The sequence below is a fragment of the Schaalia odontolytica genome, from assembly GCF_002847525.1.
GTDB lineage: Bacteria > Actinomycetota > Actinomycetes > Actinomycetales > Actinomycetaceae > Pauljensenia > Pauljensenia odontolytica_B.
The window spans coordinates 111,661-137,225 of record NZ_PKKM01000006.1; the positions used below are offsets into that span (position 1 = coordinate 111,661).

The following is a 25,565-nucleotide window of genomic DNA, read 5'->3' on the forward strand; positions in this document are numbered from 1 at the left end:
TCTTCGCGGTCGCGACAGCTCAACCCTCGAGCGGTGCGATCCAGCGGATCTGCGTGCCGACACCGCCGTCGCCCGTGTCCGTGTCGAAGCTGCCGTTGTGCCGACGGGCGCGTTCGGCCATGTTGGCTAGCCCGGAGTTACGTGTCCGGCTCGGATCGATGCCGCGCCCATCATCGTAAATTGTGATGCGAACGCGCCCGGACTTTCCCTGCCCGGAGACGTCCACGCACACGGTCGCCGCAGTCGCGTGGGCGTGACGGGCAATGTTCGACAGGCCTTCGCGCACGATTGCGACGACGTCGTCGGAGAGGTCGGGGTCGACGCGTCCGTCGAACTCATCGATGACGACCAGCTCGTTGTCCAGGTCGGAGTTGATGGCGGTCCCGTCGAGGGTAATCACCAGAGACGGCGCAAAACCCAGGGCGGATCGGGTGAGCGAAGACTCGCGGCGAATGCGCTCAACGAGGCCGACTGCCTTGTCGCGTTCGCGCAGATTGTGCACGATCGTGCGAATCTGGCGGACCGCCTCGTCGATGGAGGCGAGGGACGAATCGATGAGCACCTCGACGGAGGCGGGATCTGCCTGGCCGGCTGCGACCTTCTGCTTGGCCGCGTCCAGGGCCATGCCGGTCGCGAAGAGCTGCTGGATGGCGAAGTCGTGCAGGTCGCGCCCGATGCGGTCACGCTCATCGAGCAGCGCTGCCACGTCCTGCGCGTGGCGAGCGGAGGCAAGCTCGAGGGCGAGCGTCGCCTGGGAGGCGAGAGACTCCGCGAGGGAGAGCTCCGAGGCGTCGAACTCCGGGGCACCGATCTGGCGCAGAAGGATGAGCACGCCGGAGGAGACCCCGCGCGAGCGCAGAGGGGCGTAGAGCGCGGAACCAAAGGCCGCCAGCTGCGGCACTCGCATCGTCTGAGCGCGCGACATGGAGTCGACGATCATACCGGTTCCCTCGTGCAGAACACTCATCGCGCGTCCCTCGGGCGGGAAGGTCAGGCCAAGCAGGGTGGAGGCGTTCTTGCCGTCGACGATTTCGGCAGCCCAGGTGTCGCCCACGGACTGCAGGACGATGATCGCGGTGTCAGCGTGGGAGACCTCGCGCACCGTCTTCGCAATGAGCTCGAGAGCTTCTTCTTCGTCCGCGCCCTCCAGCATCGTCGTTGTCAGGGACTGGGAGGCGCTAATCCATCGGGCGGTGCGCTTGGAATCCGCATAGAGGTTCGCGTTTTCGACGGCGATCCCGGCCGCGGGGGCCAGGGCTGCGACCACGGCCGCGTCCTCGTCCGTATAGCCGCCGGGCTTTCCCATCAGGTAGAGGCGCCCGTAGACCTGTTCGTGCACGAGGACGGAGACCCCGAGGAAGGGCGGGGTGGAGGCGGGCAGATCGATGTCGGGCGCGTCCTGCGGGGAGTTGACGAGGAGCGGTGTGTTGACGGGGATGACCGCCGGAAGTGACTCGGGCACGGGCGGGGCAGGGTAGGAGTCGTGGTGCTCCAGGCGCAGGGTGGTGGCGCCCCAGGTGTCGAGCACGCACATCGTAGCGTGCGGCGACGAGGTCAGCGCGCAGGCCTGATCAACGAAGTTCTGCAGTCCCGACTTCAGGTCGAGCGAACTCGTCAGGTCGAGAGCCGCTCGGAGAAGCGTGAAATCCGTGCGTTCGTGGCTCATTGTTCCTCCTGCTCGAGAGCCCACTGGTAGGCGGGCAGAGTACGTGTCACGTCCTCGTGCGTGCCCTGCGCGGCGACGCGTGCACAGCCGCCGGGCTCGGGGGCAGACAGGACGAGGACGTGGTCGGCCTGGTCGAGTGCGCTCAGTCGGTGCGTGACGACCAGGGTAGCGCGGTCAGCGGACGGAGTAAGAAGCGTTTCCATGAGGCGGTCCGCGGTGGCGGCGTCGAGGTGTTCGGATGCCTCGTCGATCGCCAGGATAGGAGCGGGAGCCGCAAGGGCGCGAGCCATGAGCAGGCGGCGGCGCTCGCCTCCCGACACCGTCGTTCCACCGGAGCCGATGACCGTGTCGATCCCGTCAGGCAGAGACTCGACCCACTGATCGAGGCCAGCTCGCGTCAGAAGGTCCGAGGCCTCGTCGCGGGTGAGCGATGCGCGGGCGACGCGCAGGTTCTCGTAGATGGTGGTCGCGAAGACGTGGGCGTCCTCGGCCGTCATCGTGATGTGGTCGGTGAGCTGGTCGCGGTTCGCTCCCCACGCGGGGACGCCGTTGATGAGAGCGGATCCAGACTTGGGCGGGATCACGCCCGTGAGCGTTGCCAGCAGCGTGGTCTTCCCGATGCCGGAGGCTCCCACGATGGCCAGGGAAGAACCGGGACGCAGCGTGAGCGAAATGCCGCTGGCCAGCGTCGGACCACCCGGCCAGCCGATGGACAGGTCGCGTGCCTCGATGACGGTGTGTCCTTCGGGAATGTCGTGCGGCTCAGGGGTTGCTTCATCCTCGAGAAGGGCACAGATGCGGGTCGCAGCCTGGGCGCTTCGCACCAACTGTGCAGCGGCGGGGGTTAGCTCGGCGACTCCCTCGAAAGACGACAGTGGGACAAGGACGATGACGGCGAGGAGTACCTGAGCGAGAGCGCCCGATGTGGTCTGTGGAATGCCGATCAGCAGAGCGCCGATGACGGCTGCGCCCATCGCGCACACGTCGAGGCCTCGAGCCAGCGCAGACAGACGCGCCGAGCGGGCCAGAGCGGCGGACAGGTGGCTCTCGGAGCGAGCGAGAGAGTGCTTCGCGTGGTCGAGAGTACCCGCCAGTGACAGCTCGGTGGCGCCCTCCAGCACCGCGAGTGTGGTGGCGGCAATGTCGGTGCGGGCCTGCGCCCCCTGCGATTCTGCGAGTCGAACCGATCGCGCGATCAGCGCGGGCGCCACGATGCCGGAGATAATGAGAGCACAGGCGAGAATTGCCCCAGCGGCGGGAGAAATGACGGTGACGACACCAACCGTTCCCACGCCCACGATGGCAGCGACGAGGGAGGGGAGCAGCGTCTTGACGACGACGTTTCCCACCTCGTCGACGTCTGAGCCGGCGCGTGTCATGAGGTCGCCGCGTCGCAGTGTTGTCAGCGTTGCCGTCGGGGCCTCGGACAGTCGATCGTAGAGGTTACCGCGCAGCGCGTCCATGCCCGCCAATGCGACCTTGTGCGAGGCGAGACGGGAGAGGTAGCGGGCAAGCGCGCGCGAGACGCCAAACAGTCGCACCGCGGTGGCGGCGACGGTCAGATACAGGACGGGAGGCTGCTGGGATGCGCGAGCAATCAGCCATGCGGCGGTGCCGCCGAGCGCGATGGCCGATCCGAGGGCCGTGACACCGAGGAGCAGCGAGAGAACAAACCCGGAGCGCGACACCTGGAGCATGGAGATACAGCGGCGCAGTGCGGCCGACTCAGTGCGGGTCAGGAAGAGGTTCATGCGTGTGCCTCCTCGTCGGCGGCGGAGCGGACGGCAATGACGGAGTCGGCGGCCTCCATCATGGCTGCGCGGTGGGCGATGACGATCACGGTGCGTCCCTCGCGGCGCATGTCATCGATAGCGCGTACGACGGTCTCCTCACTGAGGGCATCGAGGTGGGCGGTCGGTTCATCAAGAATGACGAGCTGGGAGTGGGCGGCGAGGGCGCGCGTGAGGGCCAGGCGCTGGCGCTGGCCAACGGACAGGCCAACACCGCCGGTGCCGATCGTGGTTTTCCACCCGTCGGGAGTGGTGGCCAGGACGGTGTCAAAGCCGGTAGCCGCTGCTGCAGTCTCGAGGTCCTCGAGGGGCAGACCACCCATGTTGTCCAGGATTGTGCCCGGCACGAGGGTGGGGGACTGGGGAACCCAGGAGATCTGATCACGCCAGGAGGTGGGATCAATGTCTGACAGCGCAATTCCCTCGTCGTTGGAGGCCGAGGCCGTCTGGCGCAGGATGATGCGACCCGCATCCGGGGTCATATCGGCCAGCAGGCAGGCGACGATTGTCGACTTTCCGGCACCCGAGGGGCCGGATAGCGCCGTCACGATGCCGGGAGCGATGATGCCCGAGGTCGGGGCGGGGGCCCAGGCGCCGCGCGCACGCACGCCGACACCGTCCAGCACGATCTGCGTGGAAGAGAGGTCGGGGCAGGTCGCAGCACCGGGGGAGTCGACCGACTCAGCCTCTTCGATGATGTCGAAGGCTGCGCGCGAGGCCGTGACGCCGTTTGCGGAGGCGTGGAACTGGGCGCCGACCTGACGCAGCGGCTCGAAGACTTCGGGTGCCAGCATGATGACTGCGAGGCCGTGGAACAGTGAGATGTTACCGAACACGAGGCGCATGCCGACCTCGACGGCGACAAGAGCCACCGACAGGGTCGTGAGGAATTCCAGGACGCCGCCCGAGAGGAAAGCGACACGCAGGGTTGCCATCGTGGCCTTCGTGTTCGCCGCTCCAAGAGCACGCAGGTGGGTGCGCGGGGCCTTTTCTCGTCCGAGGGCCCGCAACGTCGGCAGTCCAGACATGAGGTCGAGGAGCTGGGCGGTCAGGCGCTTCATCGACGCGAGTTTGTCCTCCGAGGCTGCCTGCGTGAAACGCCCGATGAGGATCATGAAAATCGGGATGAGCGGGATAACGAGGAGCGCGATGAGCGCCGACCAGAAGTCGAGGAGAAGAATGACGCCGAGCGCTGCCGGAGTCACGGTGCAGACGAGAACCAGCTGCGGCAGGAAAGAGACGAAGTAGGGGCGCAGATCCTCCAAGCCGGTCGACAGCAGCGTCGTCGTTTCAGCGCCGTTCGTCGCCCGCCAACGCGGGCCGAGAGCAATGCTTGCGTCGACGACGCGTCCGCGCAGCTCGGACACTGCTGCTGCCGCCGCACGCGTACTGACGGCCTCACGAGCAGCGACGACAAGTGCGCGACAGACAAAGACAGCCGCGATGCCACCGATGATAGGGAGGACGTCGCGCAGGGTTGCGCTGCCCGAGACGACGGGGGAGAGGGCCGCGGAAATGAGCAACGCTTGGGCGAGCACGAGCAATGCCGTGATCGTTCCCAGAAGGGCTGTCAATGCGATGGGCCCACGGGCTGAGCGGGCATAACGCAACAAACGAGGATCAAAGGGACGCACGTATCTATTGTGCCTGAAAAAGCCTCGTCATGGGCCAAAGGTCCCCGCCCTGAGCGCGCGGCGTAGACGAATGCGCCCGGCCCCTGCGTGAGGGACCGGGCGCATCTATCAGCGAGGAGGTCAGCCAGCGAGGAAGTTTTCGCCGACGCGAACCTTCTTGAGGAGCAGACCCGTCTGCGTCTTGACGTCCTCGGCACCCACGCGAGCGCGGAACATCCAGTAGGACCAGAAGACGTAGACCAGGACGATCGGCAGCAGGCAGACCGTGACGATCGTCATGACGGTCAGCGTGGAGGTCGTCGACGAGGCCTGATCAATCGTCAGCGAGTACGCCGGGTTGATCGAGGACTTCTGGACGGCGGGGGCCATCGAGGAGAAGACCCACGCGACAGCGCCGGCGATTGCGACGGAGGAGGCCACGAAGGACCAGCCCTCACGACGCAGCGACGCCTGAGACAGAGCGGTCGAGGCGATGATTGCGAGCGCGGCGACCACGAGCGGGATCCACGCCAGAACGTTCGTCGTGTAGACGAACTGGCCCCAGATCAGCCACGCGGCGGCCAGGACGGTCGCGGCGATCGTCGCAGGAGCGGCAATCGCGTTGGCGCGGTCGCGCACCTCGCCCGTCGTCTTGAGCGCCAGGAACTGAGCGCCGTGAGCCAGGCACACGGCCATGACAGCCAGGCCACCCAGGATCGTGTAGGGGGTCAGCAGCGAGAAGAAACCGCCGGTCAGCTGGTGGGTCGCGCCCGCGAGGGACTGATCCACCAGAGTCGGGTCGATGACGGTGCCGGTAGCAACGTCGACGACCTCGATCTTCATGCCCTGCACGAAGTTAGCGAAGGCAACGCCGAGCAGGATCGGAACGAGCCACGCGCTGATCGTGTGCGCCCAGTCCCACGCGTGACGCCACTGTTCGGTGGCGACCTTGGAACGCCACTCGAGGGCCATGACGCGGATGATCAGGCAGACGAGAATCAGGAAGAGGGCGAGGTACATGCCCGAGAACATGGTCGCGTACCACTCGGGGAACGCAGCGAAGGTGGCGCCACCGGCGGTGAGCAGCCAGACCTCGTTACCGTCCCAGTGGGGGCCGATCGTGCGCACGGTCTGGGTGCGCTCACGGTCGCCCTTGGCGACGAAGGGGAGGAGCATGCCGACACCGAAGTCGAAGCCCTCGAGAATCAGGTAGACCGTCCACAGAACGGCGATGAGAACGAACCACAGGATAGACAGAGTCATGATCGGTGTTCCTCTCAGTAGCCGAAGGACAGGTCGGTCGGAGCCTCGTCCTCGGCCTTGTCGGCCTTGGTCGAGTGGATGCCCTCGACGGCGTAGCGCTTCATGAGGATGTACCACATGACGCCGAGGACGCCGTACAGCAGGGTGAACAGGATGAGCGAGGTGAGCATCTGGCCAGCGGGAACGTTGGGGGAGATGCCCATGTCGGTCATCATGTTGACGGAGCCGAGGTCAGAGCCCATCGACAGGGCCTGCAGGTTCGGGACGACAACCCACGGCTGACGACCCATCTCGGTGAAGATCCAGCCGAAGGAAGCGGCTGCGAAGGGCAGGGGGAGGTTGACCAGGGCGAGGACGCTCAGCCACTTGTTGGACGAGGTACGACCGCCGCGGGTGGCCCACAGGCCCCATGCCGCCAGCAGGAAGGCCAGCATGCCCAGGCCGATCATGAAGCGGAACGACCAGAAGGCGACCATCTGCGGAGGACGGAAGTCGTACTGCGAGGCGTCGCCGTACTTGGCGGTGAAGTTCGGATCGGAGTTGAGCAGTTCCACCATGCGCTCCTGAACGTCCGCGACACCCTCAGAGGTGGCGGTGAAGGAGTTGTGCGACATGAAGGAGGCAACGCCGGGAACCTTGATGAACTGCGTGGGCTGTGCGCCGTCGTCACCGAGGGGGCAGGAGCCGAACTGGGCGATCGTGAAGGCCGCGCCCTCGGTGTCCACACAGATGCCTTCGGCAGCGGCCATCTTCATGGGCTGAACCTCGACCATCTCCTGGCCCTGAATGTGGCCGGAGGCGGCGGTGCCGAGGCCGCCGATGAGGACGGCGGTCAGGCCGAAGCGGGCGATCGGGCGCCAGATGTCACGCGACTGAGCCATGGCCTCGTCGGAACCCTCGCGGGCGGTGCGCACCATCCACCAGATGGAGATGCCGGCAACGAAGGAGCCGGCGACCAGCCAGGCGGAGGTGATGACGTGTGCGTATTCGCTCAGGTACACGCCGGAGGTGATGAGCTCCATGAAGCCGCTGACGCCGTCGAGCTCGGCGCGGCCGGTCTCGGGGTTGAAGCGAGCGCCCACGGGGTGCTGCATCCACGCGTTGGCCGCGAGGATCCAGGCCGCGGAGAACATGGTGCCCAGGGCGACACACCAGATCGTCAGCAGGTGCATGCCCTTGGAGAGGCGGCCCCAGCCGAAGATCCACAGGCCCAGGAAGGTGGACTCGAGGAAGAAGGCGAGGAGGGCCTCAACGGCCAGGGGAGCGCCGAAGATGTCACCGACGAAACGGGAGTATTCGGACCAGTTCATGCCGAACTGGAACTCCTGCACGATACCGGTGGCGACACCGAGCGCGAAGTTGATGAGGAGGAGCTTGCCAAAGAAGCGGGTTGCTTGCAGCCAGTATTCCTTGCCGGTGCGGTGCCACGCGGTCTGCATGATGGCAACCAGCAGGGACAGGCCGATCGTCAGCGGCACGAGGACGAAGTGGTAGACGGTGGTAACACCGAACTGCCATCGTCCGACGGTGACCGCGTCAAGCGCTGTCTGCGCGAGGGTCATGATGGGACCTTCTCGTGTTGGGATTGGGGTCGATTGTCCCGTGTCCAAAGTCCGTGGGACCTATGTCACGGGTTGGTATTAATGTAGCCCAAAAGTGAGATGCTCAGTGGTTGAAATGCCGGTTCTGAGGCGCTTTTGTGACATATGTGTCCGATTATTTTTTACGGGTTTATCCAATAGATTTTTGCTGGTCTCGCGTTGTTCTGATCACCCTGTCGTCGATGGATCGTTGTGTTGTGCGACAATAGGGGGTGAATGGATGTCACGGGAGTGCCCCCGTGACGAGAGCCGAGCGATGACGTCTTCATGAGCCGCCGGCAGCTGCGCAACTGCGCTCCACTAGGTTTCCGCCCCTTGCGGGCGATGAAAAAGGGTGCGTCCAGGCACGGGGTGCGCGCCCACCATTGGAGAATCGTGACAACCGAATCGACCCCCGTGGCGCCCGCCGCCTCGCTGCTGTTCCAGGCCCCCGTTTTCCAGGCTGCCCCCGAGGTTGCCCCTGCGGCTATCGTTGAGGACCAGCCTGAACCCAAGCGTCGTCGCAAGTCTGCCACCGTAGAAGAAGATGCTCCTCGAGAGGAAGCGGCTCCCAAGCGTCGCCGTCGCTCCAAGAAGGCTGCGGACGAGGCTGAGGCTGCGGATATCTCTGAGGTGCCCGCCGCCGAGGAACAGGCTGAGGAAGCTCCCGCCGAGCCTAAGACCCGTCGCCGCCGTCGCTCCAAGAAAGCGGAGGAAGCCTCGACCCCCGCTGAGGATGGCGCAAACAAGGAGAGCGCTTCCGCCGACGAATCGGACTCCTCGGATGACGAGGAGTCCTCTACCCGTCGTCGTCGCCGTCGTCGCGCCCGTTCGTCCTCCTCGTCCTCGGATGAGGGGGGAGACCCCGCCGACCAGGTGCAGGCCCTGAAGGGCTCCACGCGCCTCGAGGCAAAGAAGATGCGCCGCCGCGAAGGACGGCGTGAGGGACGTCGCCGTCACACGATCTCCGAGTCTGAGTTCCTCGCGCGCCGCGAGTCGGTCGAGCGCACGATGGTCATCCGCGACCAGGACGGCCTCGACCAGATCGCGATCCTCGAAGACGGCCTGCTCGTCGAGCACTACGTCGCGCGCCGTACGCAGTCCTCGATGGTCGGCAATATCTACCTGGGCCGCGTCCAAAACGTCCTTCCTTCGATGGAAGCGGCGTTCGTCGACGTGGGTCGTGGCCGCAACGCCGTCCTGTACGCCGGTGAGGTCAATTGGGACGCCGTCGGTATGGAGGGCAAGCCTCGTCGTATCGAGGCCGCTCTCAAGTCCGGTGACCCCGTCCTCGTTCAGGTGACGAAGGATCCGATTGGACACAAGGGTGCGCGTCTGACGTCGCAGATTACCCTGGCTGGCCGTTACCTGGTCTTGATCCCCGGCGGATCCATGATGGGTATTTCCCGCAAGCTCCCGGACAAGGAGCGCGCTCGCCTGAAGAAGATCCTCAAGGCCGTCGTGCCGTCGGGTTCGGGTGTCATCGTTCGTACTGCGGCGGAAGGCGCGACGGAGGAGCAGATCCGCGATGATGTCGCTCGCCTGACCCGTCAGTGGGAGGATATCGAGAAGAAGCGCACCAACACGAAGAGCGCCCCGACGCTGCTGCGCGGGGAGCCTGAGCTGGCCGTGCGCGTCGTGCGCGACATCTTCAACGAGGACTTCTCGAAGCTCGTCATCGAGGGTCGCGACACCTACGCGACCGTCAAGGAATACGTGGATGAGCTGAGCCCCGAGCTCTCCGATCGCGTCGAACAGTGGGTGGGCACGGAGGATGTTTTCCACGCGCACCGCATCGACGAGCAGCTCGCCAAGGGCATGGACCGTAAGGTGTGGCTGCCCTCGGGCGGCACCCTGATCATCGATCGCACCGAGGCAATGACCGTTATCGACGTCAATACCGGCAAGTTCATCGGCGCCGGCGGCACGCTCGAGGAGACGGTGACCCGTAATAACCTCGAAGCTGCCGAAGAGATCGTCCGTCAGCTGCGCCTGCGCGACATTGGTGGCATCGTCATCATTGACTTCGTGGACATGGTCCTCGAATCCAACCGTGACCTCGTGCTGCGGCGCCTGGTGGAATGCCTGGGACGTGACCGTACGCGCCACCAGGTTACCGAGATTACGTCTCTGGGCCTCGTGCAGATGACCCGTAAGCGCGTGGGTGAGGGCCTGGTCGAGGCCTTCTCCTCCCCGTGTGAGGCCTGCGAGGGTCGCGGCTTCATCGTCCATCAGCATCCGGTGGAGACCTCCGGAGCTGAGCAGTCTTCGAAGGGTGCGAAGGGGTCGAAGAAGCAGCAGAAGAAGGCCGAGCCTCGTCGTATCGAGGACAATGCCGACCATGAGCGCGCCAAGGAAGCCCTGAGCGCCATCGCCGCTGCGTCGACTCGTAAGGAAGAGGAGAGTGCGGCTGAGGAGCCTACTCCCACGAAGAAGCGTCGGACGCGCGCTGTGTCGACCGAGGTGAAGGAACCCGAGGCCTCGGCCGTCGAGCAGGTTGAAGCGCCCGAGGCCCCCGCTGAGGAAGGCGTGACCAAGCGTCCTCGTCGTCGCCGCCGCGTCGCCGAGTCTGCTCCGCTGCCCGAACTGCCCGTACACATCGACCTGCCCGAGCCGGTCGATCACTCGGACGAGCCTGCGGCCCCCGCCAAGGATGCCTCCGAGATTCAGCTGCCCGAGCATCGCGAGAAGGCTCCGGCCACCCGTCGCCGCGCATCCCGCACGGCTGCCACGGCCTCGTCCGAGGAGCCGGCCGAGGCGCCCGCACCGAAGAAGACCCGTCGCCGCGCCACCGCGCAGACGGCTGTTCCCGAGGTGCAGGCAGACGAGGCTCCCGCCACCGCGCCGCTGAACGCTCCGGCCGTGGAGGAGGCTCCCGCCCAGGCGCCCGCCGCGCCGCGCAAGACTCGCAAGCGCCGTGCCGCCGTCTCGACCGGCATTGTCGAGCCCGACGCGGCTCCCGCCCCCGTCGTCATCGACTTGCCCGCGCGCGCTGAGGTGAGCGCCCCGGCGGTGCCGACCAAGTCGACTGATGACATTGCGCTTCCCGAGGCGAGCGATCAGCCGCGCGTCAAGCGTCGTCGTCGCGCCGTATCGACCGGCATCGTTGACGCCGGTTAATGCTCCAGGCGCCGGGGGAGGGGCGATCATCCCTCCCCCGAGCGCAGGGTGTGGAATCGCACAGCACTTCACACCCACCCGTGACCGTGCCGGCTTGCAATCCGGCGTGCGAATCGGCTAAATTTGATCGTCGGCGCAACAAGCGCCAACGGAATCATGACAATGAGACAAGTCCTCGGCAGTTTCGAGGCGCGATTCCGGTTACGAATACGAGAAGAGATGAGCTCCAACGTGGTCTACGCGATCGTCAAGGCTGGCGGCCGGCAGGAAAAGGTGTCCGTCGGTGACGTCGTCGTCGTCGACAAGCTGGCAGAAGAAATCGGTTCGAGCATCGAGCTCCAGCCGCTGATGCTGGTGGATGGCGACGCCATCACCGTTGACGCAGCCAAGCTGGGCAAGGTTTCCGTCAAGGCTGAGGTTGTTGACTCGGCCAAGGGCCCCAAGATTTCCATCATTAAGTACAAGAACAAGTCGGGCTACCGCAAGCGCCAGGGACACCGTCAGAAGATGTCGGTCGTCAAGATCACCGAGATCGCCTGAACCCGACGTTCCCACGAGCAGAAAGTAGCAACTGATGGCACATAAGAAGGGCCTTGGTTCCTCCCGTAACGGTCGCGACTCGAACGCGCAGCGCCTCGGCGTGAAGCGCTACGGCGGCCAGCTGGTCAACGCTGGTGAGATCCTCGTTCGTCAGCGCGGCACCCACTTCCACCCTGGCGACGGCGTTGGCCGTGGCAAGGATGACACCCTGTTCGCCCTGCGCGCCGGTGCGGTTGAGTTCGGCCGCAAGCGCGATCGCAAGGTCGTCAGCGTTTCGCCGGTCTCTGCCTGAGACCGCGCGCATAAAGGGCGTCCGGCGTTGCCGGGCGCCCTTTTCAACATTCATTTTCAGTCGTCAGGAGCAATAGTGGCAGACTTCGTGGATCGCGTGACTCTGCACGCGATGGGTGGCAACGGCGGTAACGGCGTTGCCTCGATTAAGCGTGAAAAGTTTAAGCCGCTGGCCGGCCCTGACGGCGGTGACGGCGGTAATGGCGGCTCGGTCATCCTAGAGGTGAGCGAGCAGGAGACCACGCTGCTGAACTACCACCGCAGCCCGCACCGCCGTGCGGATAACGGTACGCCCGGCATGGGTGACTTCCGCCAGGGAAAGACCGGCGCAGACATCATCTTGCCGGTTCCCGAGGGCACGGTCGTCAAGTCTATGTCGGGCGAGCTGCTCGCCGACCTGACGGGTGCGGGTGCCCGCTACGTGGTCGCCGAGGGCGGCCGCGGCGGCCTGGGCAACGCTGCGCTGGCATCGAAGGCTCGTAAGGCCCCCGGCTTCGCCCTGCTGGGCGAGCCCGGCGAGGAGCGCGACGTCATCCTTGAGCTGAAGTCCGTTGCGGACGTGGCTCTCGTCGGCTTCCCGTCGGCGGGTAAGTCATCGCTGATTGCGGCCCTGAGCTCGGCGCGCCCGAAGATTGCCGACTACCCCTTCACGACGCTGGTCCCGAACCTGGGCGTGGTGTCGGCCGGCGATACGCGCTACACGGTAGCCGACGTCCCCGGCCTGATCCCCGGTGCCTCTCAGGGCCGAGGCCTCGGCCTCGACTTCCTGCGCCACATTGAGCGTTGCGCCGTCATCGTGCACGTGCTCGACACCGCCGCCTTCGAGACCGATCGTGAGCCGGTTGAGGACCTGCGCATCATCGAGGCAGAGCTGGAGGCTTACCAGGGTGACCTGACGCAGGTCGAGGGCTACGTGCCGATCATGGAGCGCCCCCGCGTCATCGTTTTGAACAAGATCGACATCCCGGACGGGCGTGATCTCGCCGAGATTACGCGCCCGGACCTGGAGTCTTTCGGCTGGCCCGTCCTCGAGGTGTCCGCCGTGTCCCACGAGGGCCTCAAGGAGCTGTCCTTTGCTCTGGCCGCGATCGTTGAGGAGGAACGCGCGAAGCGTCCCGCCCTCGAGGCCGCCCGCCCCGTCATCCGTCCGAAGGCCGTCGGGCGTAGCGTGGAGATCACGGTGCGCAAGACCCGTAAGGATGGCGAAGAGGTCTTCCAGGTGCGCGGCGACAAGCCGGAGCGCTGGGTGCGTCAGACCGACTTCGCGAATGACGAGGCCGTGGGCTACCTTGCGGATCGCCTGAACGCCGCGGGCGTCGAGGACGAGCTGATGAAGGCCGGCGCGGTCGCCGGCGACACCGTCGTGATCGGCGACCTGGACGGAGGCGTCGTCTTCGATTGGGAGCCGACCCTCACAACCGGACCGGAGCTGCTGGGTTCGCGCGGCACCGACCTGCGCCTGGATCAGAACGCGCGTCCGAGCCGTAAGGAGCGCCGCGAGGTGTACCACCAGGTCATGGATGCCAAGACCGCTGCCCGTGACGAGCTATGGACGGAGCGCCAGGCCGGGCACTGGACCGACGCGTCGGATCAGTCATGAGCGGAGTGTCCGCGGCTTCTCGCATCGTCGTTAAGATCGGCTCGTCGTCGCTCACGCGCGAGGACGGCGGCCTGGATCTGAATCGTATCGACTCGGTCGCGCGCCTCGTGGCGCGTTGGCGCGGGGCGGACCGCGAGGTCGTCATCGTGTCGTCGGGCGCGGTCGCGGCGGGCCTTGATCCGCTCGGCTTTACCTCCAAGCCGAAGGACCTGCCGAGTGTGCAGGCCGCCGCCGCGATGGGGCAGGGGCTCCTGATGGCACGGTGGACAGCCGCCTTCCAGGCGCACCACCTGGATGCCGCTCAGGTGCTGCTGACGACCGACGATGTCATGCGCCGCGACCACTACACGAACGTGCGCGCGTCGCTGACGCGACTCCTCGGGCTCGGTGTTGTCCCGATTCTCAACGAAAATGACGCGGTGACCACCCGCGAGCTGCGTTTTGGCGATAACGATCGTCTTGCCGCGCTCATTGCCCAGATGATCAAGGCCGACGCCCTCGTGCTGCTGACGGACGTCGACGGCCTCTACACGGCTCCTCCGGACCACCCGGGCTCGAAGCTGATCGAACGTGTCGAGAGCGCGGACGACCTCATGAGCGTGCTCGTGACGGGTGCGGGCTCGCGCGTGGGCACGGGCGGCATGGCAACGAAGGTGCAGGCCGCGATGCTGGCGACCACCAGCGGCATCGGCGTGCAGCTCGCCTGCGCCGATGCTCTGGAGTCGGTGCTCGCGGGCAAGAAGGTTGGCACGTGGTTCGAGCCTTCCCAGGAGCGTCCGGCCTCGCGCCGCCTGTGGATTGCCCACGTGGCACCGTCACGCGGCGAGATCATCGTTGACGAGGGTGCTGCGCACGCGATCACGGTCGGCAAGAAGTCTTTGCTGGTGGCCGGCGTGCGCTCGGTGCTCGGTCACTTCGAGGCGGGCGATGTCGTGGATGTTGCCTCGCCGACGGGTCTTGTCGCTCGTGGAGTCTCTGGATACGACTCCGACACGCTGGCCGAGATTGCCGGTTCGGGTACTGCCGAGCTGGCAGCAGCCGGACACGAGCATCCCAGGCCCGCGATTCACCGCGATGACCTGGCGGTGTTGGGCGACGTATTTTCTGCGCTGAGCGCTGACTGACGCGGCTTGAGGTGCTGACGTGTGTCATCATGGCCACGTGAATACTGCTGCAGATATTTCCCAGGTGACGGATGCCGCCCGCACGGCTGCTCGCGCTCTCGCGAATGCGACCACGCAGGCGAAGAATCGCGGTCTTGAGGCGATTGCCGCTGCGCTGGTGGAGCGCAGTGACCAGATCCTGGCCGCTAATGCTGAAGATGTCGCCCGCGGTCGCGCGGAGCAGATGAGCGAGGGCCTGCTGGATCGCCTCGCTCTGACCTCCGGTCGTATTCGTGGAATCGCCGAGGCCGTCCGCGAGATCGCGGGTCTGCCCGACCCGATCGGTCAGGTCGTTCGCGGAATGCGCACCGACATCGGCCTGCGCGTCACGCAGGAGCGAGTGCCTCTGGGCGTCATTGGCATCATTTACGAGGCCCGTCCGAACGTGACGATTGATGCCGCGACACTGGCGATTAAGGCCGGCAACGCGGTCGTGCTGCGCGGCGGAAGCGCCGCGCAGTCCTCGAATCGCGTTCTCATTGAGGTCTGTCGCGATGCGCTGACCTCTGTTGGCTTGCCTGCTGATGCGATTACCACTGTGGATCCGTGGGGCCGCGCGGGCGCGCGTGCGATGATGCGTGCACGCGGTGCGATTGACGCGCTGATTCCGCGAGGGGGAGCGGGGCTCATTAACGCTGTCGTCGAGGAGTCGCGTGTTCCGGTCATCGAGACCGGCACCGGGAACTGCCACGTGTACGTGGATGCCTCCGCCGACCTGGAGGCAGCCGAGGCCATCATCATGAACGCCAAGACGCAGCGCGTGGGCGTGTGCAACGCGGCGGAGACACTCCTGGTTCACGCCGACATCGCTCAGCGTTTCCTCGTCGCTGCCGTTACTCGCCTAACGACTGCGGGCGTGACGATTCACGCTGACGAGGCCACACGGGCCATCGTCGATGGCCAGCCGTCGATTGACGCGGACATGATTGTTGACGCCACCGAGGTCGACTGGGAGACCGAATACCTGTCGATGGACCTGGCGGTGCGCGTCGTCACCGATGTTGACGAGGCGATTGAGCACATCCGTCGCTATTCCTCGGGCCACACCGAGGGAATCGTTGCCTCCGACGTCGCCGCCGTGCGTGCGTTCCGTTCGGGCGTTGACGCGGCTGCGATTGCTGTGAACGCGTCGACGCGCTTTACGGACGGCGGACAGCTGGGCCTGGGCGCCGAGGTTGGTATCTCGACCCAGAAGCTGCACGCGCGCGGACCCATGGGCCTGACCGAGTTGACCACGACCACGTGGATCTACGAGGGAGAAGGAACGATCCGCCCGTGAGCGCGCAGGATAACCACACGGCGCAGGCCTCCGACGAGGCCTCGATCGAAAAGACCACCGAGGCCACAGCAGGGGCCACCGCAGCCCCGGCCTCGCCCCAGCATCCCCCGCGCGCGCTGCGTCGGCGCCGCGCGATCGGCATCATGGGCGGCACCTTTGATCCGATCCACCACGGTCACCTCGTTGCGGCCTCGGAGGTCATGGACGTCTTCGGCCTTGACCAGGTCGTGTTCGTTCCGGCCGCGATGCAGCCCTTCAAGGCGGGTCGACGCGTGACCTCGGCCGAGCATCGCTACCTGATGACGGTTATCGCTACCGCATCGAATCCGCGTTTCGCCGTGTCGCGCGTCGATATTGACCGCGGTGGAACGACCTACACGATCGATACGCTGGCGGACCTGTCTCGCGAATACCCGGACTCGGATTTCTACTTCATCACGGGTGCCGATGCACTGGCGCAGATCGCGCAGTGGAAGGACGCCGATAAGCTCTTTGAGCAGGCGCACTTCATCGGCGTGACGCGCCCCGGGCACAACCTGTCGGATCCCGGCCTGCCGCACGAGTCCGTGTCGCTGCTGGAGGTCCCCGCCATGGCGATCTCGTCGACGGACTGCCGTACGCGCGTCGAAGAGGGAAAGCCGGTGTGGTACCTGGTGCCCGACGGCGTCGTCCAATACATCAACAAATACGGCCTGTACCGGTCCTAACCCAAGGAGAAACGTGAGCCTTCCCGACGCTACCGCAGAACTGGCGAGCCTGGTTGCTCGCGCCGCGCACGACCGCGGCGGCATCAACCCGGTGCTTGTCGACGTGACCAGCAAGCTCGCCCTGGCGGATGCCTTCGTGGTTGTTTCGGCGCCGACGGACCGTCAGGTGCGCGCCATCGCCGAGGACATCATGGATCGTATCTGGGCCGAGCATCAGCGCCGCCCCGCCCACATCGAGGGGCGTGCGGAGGGCACGTGGGTGCTCCTGGACTACTCGGATCTGCTCGTCCATGTCCTGTCCGAGGACGAGCGCGAGTACTACGCTCTCGAGCGCCTGTGGGGCGACTGCCCGGCCGTGCCGATCGACGTTGACACTGACGAGGCTCGTGCCGCTGCCGCGGAGCGTGCGGCTGCACACGGTGCGGAGGCCGCGCAGTGAGTGCTTCGCGAATCGTCCTGATGCGCCACGGGCAGACGGACTTCAACCTGGCGCGGCGCTTCCAAGGGCGCATCGATAAGCCCCTGAACGAGGCCGGACGATCCCAGGCAGCGGGCGCCGCCGGTGTGCTGGTGAGCCGCCTGTGCGAGCCGAGCGCCGAGGTTGGCATGATTGCCGCCGAAGATGGGCGCAGCTACGACGACGGGGGAGTGCGTATCGTGAGCTCGCCCCTGGGGCGTGCGGTCGATACCGCGACAATCGTCGCCCGTGTGTTCGATATCGCGGGCTACCCCTGCGAAGGGCCGGAGCTCGATGAACGGCTCACGGAGCGCTATTACGGAAGCTTCGAGGGTAAGACCTACGAGGAGATCGCCAGCGAGCAGCCCGAGGCCTATGCCCAGTACCGCGCGCAGGGGGAGTGTGACCTCGCCGAGGTGGAACGCTCCGAGGTGGTGGGTGCGCGCGTGCGCGATGCTGTCTTGGAGGCCGCGCGGGTGTGCCGCGATGATCAGTCGCTGATCGTGGTCTCGCACGGCTCCGCGATCGCGCGTGGCATCGTGTCGCTGCTGGGCCTGGATCCGGCGGTCTTCAACGGACTGCGAGGCGTGGACAACTGCCACTGGTCGGAACTCGTGCCCGTAGGGATGTCGACCTCCAAGAGCGCAGCTGTGACCGGGTGGAGGCTTGCCTCGCACAATATTGGCTCGCGTGAGGACATCCTCGGAGCATGACGACGCTCGGGCCCCTCGTTGCCGCAGATTACCAAGGTTTTTATCAGTTGTGACGAGGGGCACTGCATTGGATTTGCGCAATTGTCCGAGTGTTCGCTATTATTTATCAGGTCGCCAGGGCGACGAACTAAATAACGGGGCTATGGCGCAGTTGGTAGCGCGCTTCCATGGCATGGAAGAGGTCGGGGGTTCGAATCCCCCTAGCTCCACAGAAAATTTCGACATCCGGTTTCGGATGTCGATTTTTTTATTGCTTGAGCAGTGGTCGTGCTTGTGGTTGCAGCTTGGTCAGTTGTTTTATCTGAAATATAACGTTTTGGTATCGGCATGTGGGATGTTCAAAATCTGTCAAACCTAAAAAGCGTTGCAAAATGGTGTATTTGCCTGTAATGATTTACTCAAAAAACCTTGAAAAACAGCGTACCGCATGGAAAGATTTATCTGTATTTGTCTCATAGTGATAGGCCGGTTGCCAATGTCGTTCCAGCTCACTCGCACCCATACCTCGGTGGTTCTCGCCGCCACGACAATAGCAGCATCCCTCGTTGTTATCCCCACCCTCGCTGAGGGGACGGCGACGTCCGAGGATGCGTTCTGCAACTCTCTGTCCGGTGCGGAAGGCCGCATTACCGCGGAATATAACCCTCTGCTTGCCAGCTACGCTGCTGCAGCGGCAGGCAGCTCCTCTGTTTCCGCCGCCGATCCTGCGCGCGAGGCTGAGCTTCGTGCAGCTCTGGCTGATGCTCAGGCGGCCCTCGAGGCCGCTCAGCAGGCGGCGCTCCAGTCCACTCCCTCGGCTGGCGATGCCGCTGCCGCAACGTCGGCCACGACCGATCGCGGCCTCGACTGGGTTGACTGGTCTCAGGTCGACGATGCCACCCAGGCGCGCATCATTGAAGCGCTCATCGTTCAGAAGATGAATGCTTACCGTGCGAACGCTGGCCTGCCTGAGCTGGTTGTTTCTGACACTGTGACCACGGATGCGCGCGCGTGGAGCCAGCATATGTCCGACACGGACAATTTCAATCATGACCCCGACTATAAGTACTTCGGTGCGGGCAAGCTCGACGGTGGTGATACGTCCTACGCGGGCGAGAACATTGCCTACAATCACCGTGAGAACTTCGGGGACAAGTGGGGCGCCTACGGCACCACCAAGAACCCGATGCAGGCTGCGGACGCACTCTTCGATCAGTGGAAGAACTCCTCGGGCCATGACAAGAACATGCTCGCTCAGAACAATGTCGTGGGCGTGGGCGTGCACATTGCCAAGCACGGACAGTTCACCCGCATCTACGGCACGCAGAAGTTCTATGCGATCACCGGCGGCTCGCCTAACGTCTCCCGCTTCCACACCACGGGCGACACCGCCTCCGCCTACGGTTTCAACGGTGGCGCTTTCAATGCTGACAACACGAACTACGTCTCCGGTCTGGCTGGTGGCGGCGATGCGCAGCGTGCCCACTCCTGGCAGAACAAGGTGGGCTCGCTTCCCGGTGTCGCCCTCCCTGTCGACGTGTCGAGCCTTCCTGCCAAGGCTGGATCTGCTGCTCCCTCGACTTCGACGCCCGCTCCCGCTGAGACCACCGCTGATGCCGATAAGCAGCAGGCGGTAATCGACGCTCAGGCCTCCGTGAACGAGGCCCAGGGTGCGCTCGACGCCTACCTCGCTTCCATGGCTGATGAGAAGCCGTCAGTGAGCCTCGCCGACATTGATGCGGAGCTTGATCGCGTCGCTGACTCCATCGCCGCCCAGACCTCCGTCCGTCCTGAAAAGGATGGTGGCGTGACTCTGAAGGCTGGCGGCCAGGCGGGCCGTTACCTGACCGCCGCTGAGTATCGCGAGGCTCTGACGCGCTGCACGACGCTGTCCGTCGATGCCTCGGATCGCCCTGTAAACCCGTCGATCGGTGAGGGCGGGCAGACGCCTGCCCCCGGTATCGAGGCTCCGGCCCCGCAGGATCCGGCCACCCAGGCTCCCGCCCCGCAGGATCCGGCCACCCAGGCTCCCACCCCGCAGGACCCCGCCACCCAGGCTCCCGCCCCGCAGAACCCTGTGACCCAGGTTCCGGCCCCGCAGAACCCTGTGACCCAGGTTCCGGCCCCGCAGAACCCGAGCACTCCGGCTCCCGCGCCTTCGAATCCCTCCGTTGATGGCGGGCAGACGCCTGCCCCCGGAGCTGATGCTCCCGCCCCGCAGGATCCTGCCACCCAGGCTCCTGCCCCGCAGAACCCTGTGACCCAGGATCCTGCTACCCAGGTTCCCTCTGTTCAGGTTCCGGTGACGCCGGCTGCTTCTGGTCCCGCGCATCCTGATGCTCCGGCCTCGACCCCGGCCGAGACGCGTCGTGACACGCTGGCTGCCACCGGTGCCTCGGGCGTGTGGGTTGGCGTTGGTGCGGTCGCCGTCCTCGTTGCCGGTATCGGTGCGGTCGTCGCATCGCGTCGAGCCAAGCGCTGACGCAACGCTCTTCAGCCTCGGCTTCATCCTTCATTGAACTGCCTCCCGTTTCTTGGAGATCTCCAAGAAACGGGAGGCTTTTCGTACCTGTGGATCTGTGTCTGAAGCATGATCGTTTACTGGGGGAGTGGACCGGGCGGTTTTTCGGGCGGGCATGAGGATTGCCTGCATGGTGGCCTGTTGCTCAGTGGCGGTACACCCGATCAGGAAGATTGAACCCCTTCTGATCGGGTTGAATCCTCCCCAACAGGTTGAAGCTCCCTGTTGGCTGCTGGCCATTCTGTTCCAGCGTGTTGTCGGGGGAGCAAGCGAAGGGGGCGTGGCCACATGGCCACGCCCCCTGGCGTCTACGAGGAACGGATCAGTCCGCGTCCACCGCCTGGTTGGCGATCTGGCGCTCACACACGTCGATGAGCTCGCGGATGATGCGGATCGTGCCGGCGGAGGCATCCGAGTGAGCCTCGATCCAGGCCTTGCCGGAGGCGACCACGTCGACCTCGGGGGCGTAGCCCGCCAGCGCGTTCGGGAAGAGCAGCGTCGTGAGATCCTCGGCGGTGTGGAAGGTGAAGGTCTCCCAGATGCCCGCCAGGGCCTCGAAGTACTCGCCCACGTAGCGGGCGTATGCCGACGGGTTGGTGCGCGCCTGCGCCCAGAAGCCCGAGATCATTGCCCAGCGGGTGTCGTTGGGGATCGAGGTGTCGGTGAGGACCTTGTCCCACACGTCGGCCTTGATCCACTCGCCCTCGCGGGCCGCACGAGCGGCGGCCGCGTTCTGGTGGCCGGTCATCGTGTCGTCAGTAGCCTCCAGGGCTGCGATGTCCTCCTCGGTGGCGGCGCCTCCGCGCACCAGGGCGATCAGCAGGTCCCACTTGAGGTCGACGTCGAGATCCAGGCCGTCCAGGGTCTGGGTGCCGTCGTAGAGGGCGCGGATGGCCTCGAACTGCTCGGGGCTGGTCGCGTTGCGGGCCGCGGCGGCGACGAGCATGCGCTGCGCGTCGGAGCCGGAGGCGGCAGTGCGAGCCAGGAGGAGCAGGCGACGGCCCGTGTCCTCTGCGGCGTCGGCGCGGTACTTCGGTGCCACGAAGGTGCGCACGGCCTCGTCGATGTGACGCAGGGTGAGCGTCAGGAGGCTCATGTTGTCCTCGACGGGAACGGCGCGCAGGGCCAGGTTCAGGTAGTCGCGTGCCGGCATCTCGCCGTCGCGGGTCATGTCCCACGCGGAGGCCATGACGACGCCGCGGGTCAGCGAATCCGTGAACTTGGTGATGTTGGTGATCGCGAAGGCCAGGGACTGCTCGTCGAGGCGGACCTTGGCGTAGCCGAGGTCTCCGTCGTTGACGAGGATGAAGTCTGGGCGAGCGATGCCCGCGGCGGCCTCGATCACCGTGGAAGCGCCGTCAATGTCGAGCTCCTCGCGGAAGACCTGGGCCAGCGTGCCCTCTTCCGTCAGCGAGTAGCCGGCCACGCCCATGCGGTGCGGGCGCAGGGAGGCGCCATCGGAGAAGGCTTCCTGAGTGATTTCGAGACGCTCGATCGTGCCGTCCTCGGCGGTCGTGATGACCGGACGCAGGAGGGTGACGCCGGCTTCCTCCAGCCACACCTTCGACCACGAGGCCAGGTCGCGGCCCGAGGCGGCGGCCAGCTCGGAGAGCAGGTCGTCCAGCGTGGCGTTGGCGTAGGAGTGCTTCGTCAGGTACTCGTGCAGCCCCGCGAAGAAGGCGTCGCGTCCCACGTAGGAGACGAGCTGACGCAGCACGGAGGCGCCCTTGGCATAGGTGATGCCGTCGAAGTTGACCTCGACGTCGGCCAGGTCGCGGATCTCGGCCGTAATCGGGTGGGTGGTGGGCAGCTGATCCTGCTTGAGGCCCCAGTCCTTGCGGACCATGAAGCCCGTCCAGCCTTCGGTGTACTTGGTGGCCTCGGCCAGAGCCAGGTGGCTCATGAACTCGGCGAAGGACTCGTTGAGCCACAGGTCGTTCCACCACTTCATGGTGACCAGGTCGCCGAACCACATGTGCGCCAGCTCGTGCAGGATCGTGTTGGCTCGAGCCTCCATCTGAGCCTCGGTGGGACGCGTGCGGAAGACGTAGGCGTCACGGAAGGTCACGCAGCCGGCGTTCTCCATCGCGCCCGCGTTGTACTCGGGCACGAAGATCTGGTCGTACTTGGTGAAGGGGTAGGGGATGCCGTAGGCGCCCTCGAAGAACTCGAAGCCCTGACGGGTGATCTCGATGATCTCGTCAGCGTCCAGGTGCTCGACGATCGAGGCGCGTGCGTAGACACCCAGGTCGATCGTGCGTCTGTCGGAGGAAGTCAGCGTGGCCGTCGTGCCCTCGTAGGGGCCAGCGACGATCGCGGTGATGTAGGTCGACATGACCTCGGTGGTCGCGAAGCGGTAGACCCAGGCCTCGCCCTCTTCCTCGGGGGCGGGGGTCGGCGCGTTAGAGAAGACCTTCCAGCCCTTGGGGGCCTTGACCGTCAGGGTGAAGGTGGACTTCAGGTCGGGCTGCTCGAAGGTCGTGTAGACGCGACGGGCATCGGGAACCTCGAACTGGGAGTATGTGTAGGCCTGGCCGTCGGCGGGGTCGACGAAGCGGTGCAGGCCTTCGCCCGTGTGCATGTACTGGCAGGACGCCTCAACTTCGAGGACGTTGTGCTCGGCAAGGTTCTCCAGCGCGATGCGATTGTCCTGGTGGGCCGAGAAGGGGTCCAGAGCATTGCCGTTCAGCGTGATCGAGTGGACGTTGTTGGACACGAGGTCAGCGAACGTGGAAGCACCTTCGCGCGCGTCGAACTCGATGCGGGTGAATGAACCGAAGTCGGTGTCTCCGCGCGTGAGGTCCAGGGAGATCTCATAGCGGGTCACAGAGGAAATGATCGAGGCGCGCTCGGTCGCTTCCTCGCGAGTCAGGTTCAGGCCTGGCATGGGTTGCCTTTCCGTCGATGGAATGGGAGCGCTGTTGCGCTCAACATTCCTATGTTGTCATGTGTTGGGTGTGATTGCGCGGGGCGCGCCGCATTTTGTCGGCTGGGACACGCTTTCACCAGATGGTGACGCGCTGGGAGGGCTCCAGCCACATCTTGTCGCTGGGGGTGACGTCGAACGCCTCGGCGAAAGTGTCAAGGTTGCGCAGTACCTGGTTGCAACGGAACTCCGCGGGGGAGTGAGGGTCGATGGCCAGCATCTGGCGCGCGAACTGGGGGCGCGTGGCCGTGCGCCAGGCGCGGGCCCACGAGTAGAAGAAGCGCTGCGGACCCGAGATTCCGTCAATGACGGGAGCGGTGCTCGGGGTCAGCCCCTGCTCGGCGAGCGAGGCGGCCCAAGCCTTCCACGCGATGGTCAGGCCACCGAGGTCACCGATGTTCTCGCCGATCGTGAGCGCACCGTTGACGTGGGGGAGCGTGCGTTCTCCGCCCTCCTCCGACTCTTCGCCCTGCTCAAGGAGGATGGCCGGGGTGAGTGCGTCGTACTGCTCGATGAGGGCGTGTGTGCGCTCCTCGAAGGCGGCGCGGTCCTCGTCCGTCCACCAGTTCGACAGGTTTCCCTCCCCGTCGTAGCGTGATCCCTGGTCGTCGAAGCCGTGCCCGATCTCGTGACCGATGACCGCGCCGATCGCGCCGAAGTTCACCGCGTCGTCGGCCTCTGTGTCGAAGAACGGAGGCTGAAGAATCGCGGCGGGGAAGACGATCTCGTTCTGGGTCGGGTTGTAGTAGGCGTTGACCGTCTGGGGGGTCATGTACCACTCGTCGCGGTCCACCGGGCGGCCGAGCTTGGCCCACTCGCGGTCGGTGGCGTGGGCGTTGGCGGCGCGCACGTTCTCGACGATGGTGGCCTCGGGGTCCAGGTGCAGCGTCGAGTAGTCGCGCCACTTGACGGGGTAGCCGATCTTGGGGTTGAAGGTCGCGAGCTTGTCCAGCGCCTTCACCTTGGTGTCTTCGCTCATCCAGTCCAAGCCTTGGATCGACTCGCCGTAGGCGTCGAGGAGTCGGCGCACCAGGGCGTCCATCGCTTCCTTGGCGTTGGGCGGGAAGTGGCGGGCCACCCACGCGCGGCCCATGGCCTCGCCCAGGTAGGCCTCGATGAGGCCCAGGGCGCGCTTCCATCGCGGGCGCAGCTCTTCCGTGCCGGACAGGGTGCGGCCATGGAAGTCGAAGTTCTCGTTCACGAAATCGCTCGACAGGAGGGAGGCGTGGCAATCGATCGCCGAGGCGCTCAGCCACTCCTTGAGCACGGACAGGTCGGTGTTGGCCCACAGGGCGGCGGCGGCCGAGAGGAAGTCGGGCTGGTCGACGTTCACGACGAGGCCGGCGACGGGCATGCGCGCGCCCTGCGCCCATGCGTCCCAGTCGAATCCGGGAGCCTGCGTGGCCAGCTGTTCCCACGGCGTGGGATTGTCGGACAGCAGAGGATCACGGTTGCTCACGGAGTCGCGGTGGTGCGAGGCGATCGCGGTTTCCAGTTCCATGATGCGCTTCGCTGCGCCCTCGGAGTCGGGCATCCCGGCGAGGCCGAGGAGGCGGGCGGTGTGTGCAACGTAGGCCTCGCGGATCGGTGCGTAGTCCTCCTCGCGGTAGTAGGCCTCGTCGGGTAGGCCGATACCGGACTGGACGAGGGAAATCATGTAGCGCGACGAGTCGTGCGGGTCGGTGCCCACGTATGCGCCGACGAGGCCCCCGATGCCCTCGCGCATGAGCCGACCCATCTCGCGGGCGAGTTCCTCGTGGGACGCGCAGGCGTTGATCGCGTCGAGGTCGGGGCGCAGGGGAATGGCTCCTGCTTCTTCGATGGTGTCCCGGTCGAGGAATTGAGTCCACAGGGTGGCGATGCGCTGTGCGTCCGGATCATCGAGAGTGCCATTGGCGGCATCCTGGGCGATGACGCGCGCGTACTTTTCCGAGGCGTCGCGCAGCGTGTGGAAGGCCCCGTCCATGGGGCGGTCCGCGGGGATCGTGTGCGTCGCCAGCCAAGTGCCGTTGACATGGCGGTAGAAGTCATCCTGGGGGCGCACCGCTGAATCGGTGTACGCGGTGTCGAGGACTCGGGCCAACAGTGTGTTCGTCATGCCTTAACTCTAGGGGGAAAAACGGGGATGGGGTGAGGTGAGTGGTCCCCGGGCAACATCCACCCATATTTACGTAATGTTCATGGGATGTTATTCGTTATTTTTGGCAGGAATTGTGCGGTTGAGTGCGAATGTGAGTGTGACTCACACTCATCGTGCACATATGTGCAGAGTCTTGTGTACATTCGTGCAAATGGGTGGGGAAAGGGCATCATGGAGGGAGCAATGAGGCACTTCCTCATCAAGAGGTGAAGGGATT

17 protein-coding genes and 1 tRNA gene are annotated in these 25,565 nt (G+C 65.4%); 11 read left to right on the forward strand and 7 right to left on the reverse strand.

Going from position 1 to position 25,565, the window contains the following annotated elements; translation table 11 throughout:
• Nucleotides 1-19: 19 nt before the first annotated feature.
• The 5 genes from CYJ22_RS05520 to CYJ22_RS05540 form a co-directional block, all read right to left on the reverse strand.
• Entirely contained in the window at nt 20-1,666 is a 1,647-nt protein-coding gene (locus tag CYJ22_RS05520) for a GAF domain-containing sensor histidine kinase (protein WP_101601666.1), read from the reverse strand.
• Complete coding sequence (gene cydC, locus CYJ22_RS05525; protein WP_007588371.1) at nt 1,663-3,417, reverse strand: thiol reductant ABC exporter subunit CydC; 1,755 nt, start codon at nt 3,415-3,417, stop codon at nt 1,663-1,665. Before cydC ends, CYJ22_RS05520 begins: the two co-directional genes overlap by 4 nt.
• Nucleotides 3,414-5,090, reverse strand: a complete 1,677-nt coding sequence (gene cydD / locus CYJ22_RS05530) for a thiol reductant ABC exporter subunit CydD (RefSeq protein ID WP_207760513.1) — start codon at nt 5,088-5,090, stop codon at nt 3,414-3,416. The genes cydC and cydD overlap by 4 nt, the downstream gene beginning before the upstream one ends.
• 120 nt (nt 5,091-5,210) lie before the next feature.
• Complete coding sequence (gene cydB, locus CYJ22_RS05535) at nt 5,211-6,332, reverse strand: cytochrome d ubiquinol oxidase subunit II (protein ID WP_101601668.1); 1,122 nt, start codon at nt 6,330-6,332, stop codon at nt 5,211-5,213.
• 14 nt (nt 6,333-6,346) lie between these two features.
• Nucleotides 6,347-7,894: a cytochrome ubiquinol oxidase subunit I gene (locus CYJ22_RS05540; protein ID WP_101601669.1), complete on the reverse strand. Its 1,548-nt coding sequence runs from the start codon at nt 7,892-7,894 to the stop codon at nt 6,347-6,349.
• Nucleotides 7,895-8,257: 363 nt separating this feature from the next.
• On the opposite strand from CYJ22_RS05540, the gene CYJ22_RS05545 reads away from it, so the two are divergent.
• From CYJ22_RS05545 to CYJ22_RS05595, 11 genes are all read left to right on the forward strand, one after another.
• The gene (locus CYJ22_RS05545; protein WP_101601671.1) at nt 8,258-11,032 is read left to right on the forward strand and encodes an Rne/Rng family ribonuclease; all 2,775 of its coding nucleotides are present in this window, start codon (nt 8,258-8,260) and stop codon (nt 11,030-11,032) included.
• 219 nt (nt 11,033-11,251) lie between these two features.
• Nucleotides 11,252-11,572: a 50S ribosomal protein L21 gene (rplU, locus tag CYJ22_RS05550; RefSeq protein WP_003796298.1), complete on the forward strand. Its 321-nt coding sequence runs from the start codon at nt 11,252-11,254 to the stop codon at nt 11,570-11,572.
• Between the two features lie 34 nt (nt 11,573-11,606).
• Complete coding sequence (rpmA, locus tag CYJ22_RS05555; RefSeq protein WP_003792637.1) at nt 11,607-11,864, forward strand: 50S ribosomal protein L27; 258 nt, start codon at nt 11,607-11,609, stop codon at nt 11,862-11,864.
• 75 nt (nt 11,865-11,939) lie between these two features.
• A complete protein-coding gene (gene obgE / locus CYJ22_RS05560; protein WP_007588672.1) occupies nt 11,940-13,463 on the forward strand; it encodes a GTPase ObgE in 1,524 nt (507 codons plus the stop codon).
• Entirely contained in the window at nt 13,460-14,587 is a 1,128-nt protein-coding gene (gene proB / locus CYJ22_RS05565) for a glutamate 5-kinase (protein ID WP_101601674.1), read from the forward strand. The genes obgE and proB overlap by 4 nt, the downstream gene beginning before the upstream one ends.
• Before the next feature lie 37 nt (nt 14,588-14,624).
• Entirely contained in the window at nt 14,625-15,905 is a 1,281-nt protein-coding gene (locus tag CYJ22_RS05570) for a glutamate-5-semialdehyde dehydrogenase (protein ID WP_007588687.1), read from the forward strand.
• Entirely contained in the window at nt 15,902-16,612 is a 711-nt protein-coding gene (gene nadD, locus CYJ22_RS05575) for a nicotinate-nucleotide adenylyltransferase (RefSeq protein ID WP_101601676.1), read from the forward strand. Before CYJ22_RS05570 ends, nadD begins: the two co-directional genes overlap by 4 nt.
• 13 nt (nt 16,613-16,625) lie before the next feature.
• The gene (gene rsfS / locus CYJ22_RS05580) at nt 16,626-17,051 is read left to right on the forward strand and encodes a ribosome silencing factor (protein WP_007588685.1); all 426 of its coding nucleotides are present in this window, start codon (nt 16,626-16,628) and stop codon (nt 17,049-17,051) included.
• Nucleotides 17,048-17,782 (forward strand): histidine phosphatase family protein, encoded by a 735-nt coding sequence (locus CYJ22_RS05585; protein WP_101601678.1) that lies wholly within the window; start codon nt 17,048-17,050, stop codon nt 17,780-17,782. Before rsfS ends, CYJ22_RS05585 begins: the two co-directional genes overlap by 4 nt.
• A gap of 136 nt (nt 17,783-17,918) precedes the next feature.
• Nucleotides 17,919-17,991 (forward strand) — tRNA-Ala (locus tag CYJ22_RS05590).
• Nucleotides 17,992-18,257: 266 nt separating this feature from the next.
• Nucleotides 18,258-20,243: a CAP domain-containing protein gene (locus CYJ22_RS05595; protein ID WP_101601681.1), complete on the forward strand. Its 1,986-nt coding sequence runs from the start codon at nt 18,258-18,260 to the stop codon at nt 20,241-20,243.
• A 361-nt stretch (nt 20,244-20,604) separates the two neighbouring features.
• Here CYJ22_RS05595 and pepN read toward each other — a convergent pair whose 3' ends face one another.
• The gene (pepN, locus tag CYJ22_RS05600; protein WP_101601683.1) at nt 20,605-23,169 is read right to left on the reverse strand and encodes an aminopeptidase N; all 2,565 of its coding nucleotides are present in this window, start codon (nt 23,167-23,169) and stop codon (nt 20,605-20,607) included.
• Between the two features lie 115 nt (nt 23,170-23,284).
• Nucleotides 23,285-25,306, reverse strand: coding sequence for a M13 family metallopeptidase (locus CYJ22_RS05605; protein WP_101601685.1), 2,022 nt, complete (start codon nt 25,304-25,306; stop codon nt 23,285-23,287).
• Nucleotides 25,307-25,565: the final 259 nt, after the last annotated feature.

Coding starts and splice junctions, on each gene's coding strand:
- CYJ22_RS05520 (WP_101601666.1), bottom strand. CDS start 1,666: ATGAGCCACGAACGCACGGATTTCACGCTTCTCCGAGCGGCTCTCGAC.
- rplU (WP_003796298.1), top strand. CDS start 11,252: ATGAGCTCCAACGTGGTCTACGCGATCGTCAAGGCTGGCGGCCGGCAG.
- pepN (WP_101601683.1), bottom strand. CDS start 23,169: ATGCCAGGCCTGAACCTGACTCGCGAGGAAGCGACCGAGCGCGCCTCG.
- CYJ22_RS05605 (WP_101601685.1), bottom strand. CDS start 25,306: ATGACGAACACACTGTTGGCCCGAGTCCTCGACACCGCGTACACCGAT.
- CYJ22_RS05540 (WP_101601669.1), bottom strand. CDS start 7,894: ATGACCCTCGCGCAGACAGCGCTTGACGCGGTCACCGTCGGACGATGG.
- proB (WP_101601674.1), top strand. CDS start 13,460: ATGAGCGGAGTGTCCGCGGCTTCTCGCATCGTCGTTAAGATCGGCTCG.
- CYJ22_RS05595 (WP_101601681.1), top strand. CDS start 18,258: ATGTCGTTCCAGCTCACTCGCACCCATACCTCGGTGGTTCTCGCCGCC.
- CYJ22_RS05545 (WP_101601671.1), top strand. CDS start 8,258: ATGAAAAAGGGTGCGTCCAGGCACGGGGTGCGCGCCCACCATTGGAGA.
- cydC (WP_007588371.1), bottom strand. CDS start 3,417: ATGAACCTCTTCCTGACCCGCACTGAGTCGGCCGCACTGCGCCGCTGT.
- cydB (WP_101601668.1), bottom strand. CDS start 6,332: ATGACTCTGTCTATCCTGTGGTTCGTTCTCATCGCCGTTCTGTGGACG.
- rpmA (WP_003792637.1), top strand. CDS start 11,607: ATGGCACATAAGAAGGGCCTTGGTTCCTCCCGTAACGGTCGCGACTCG.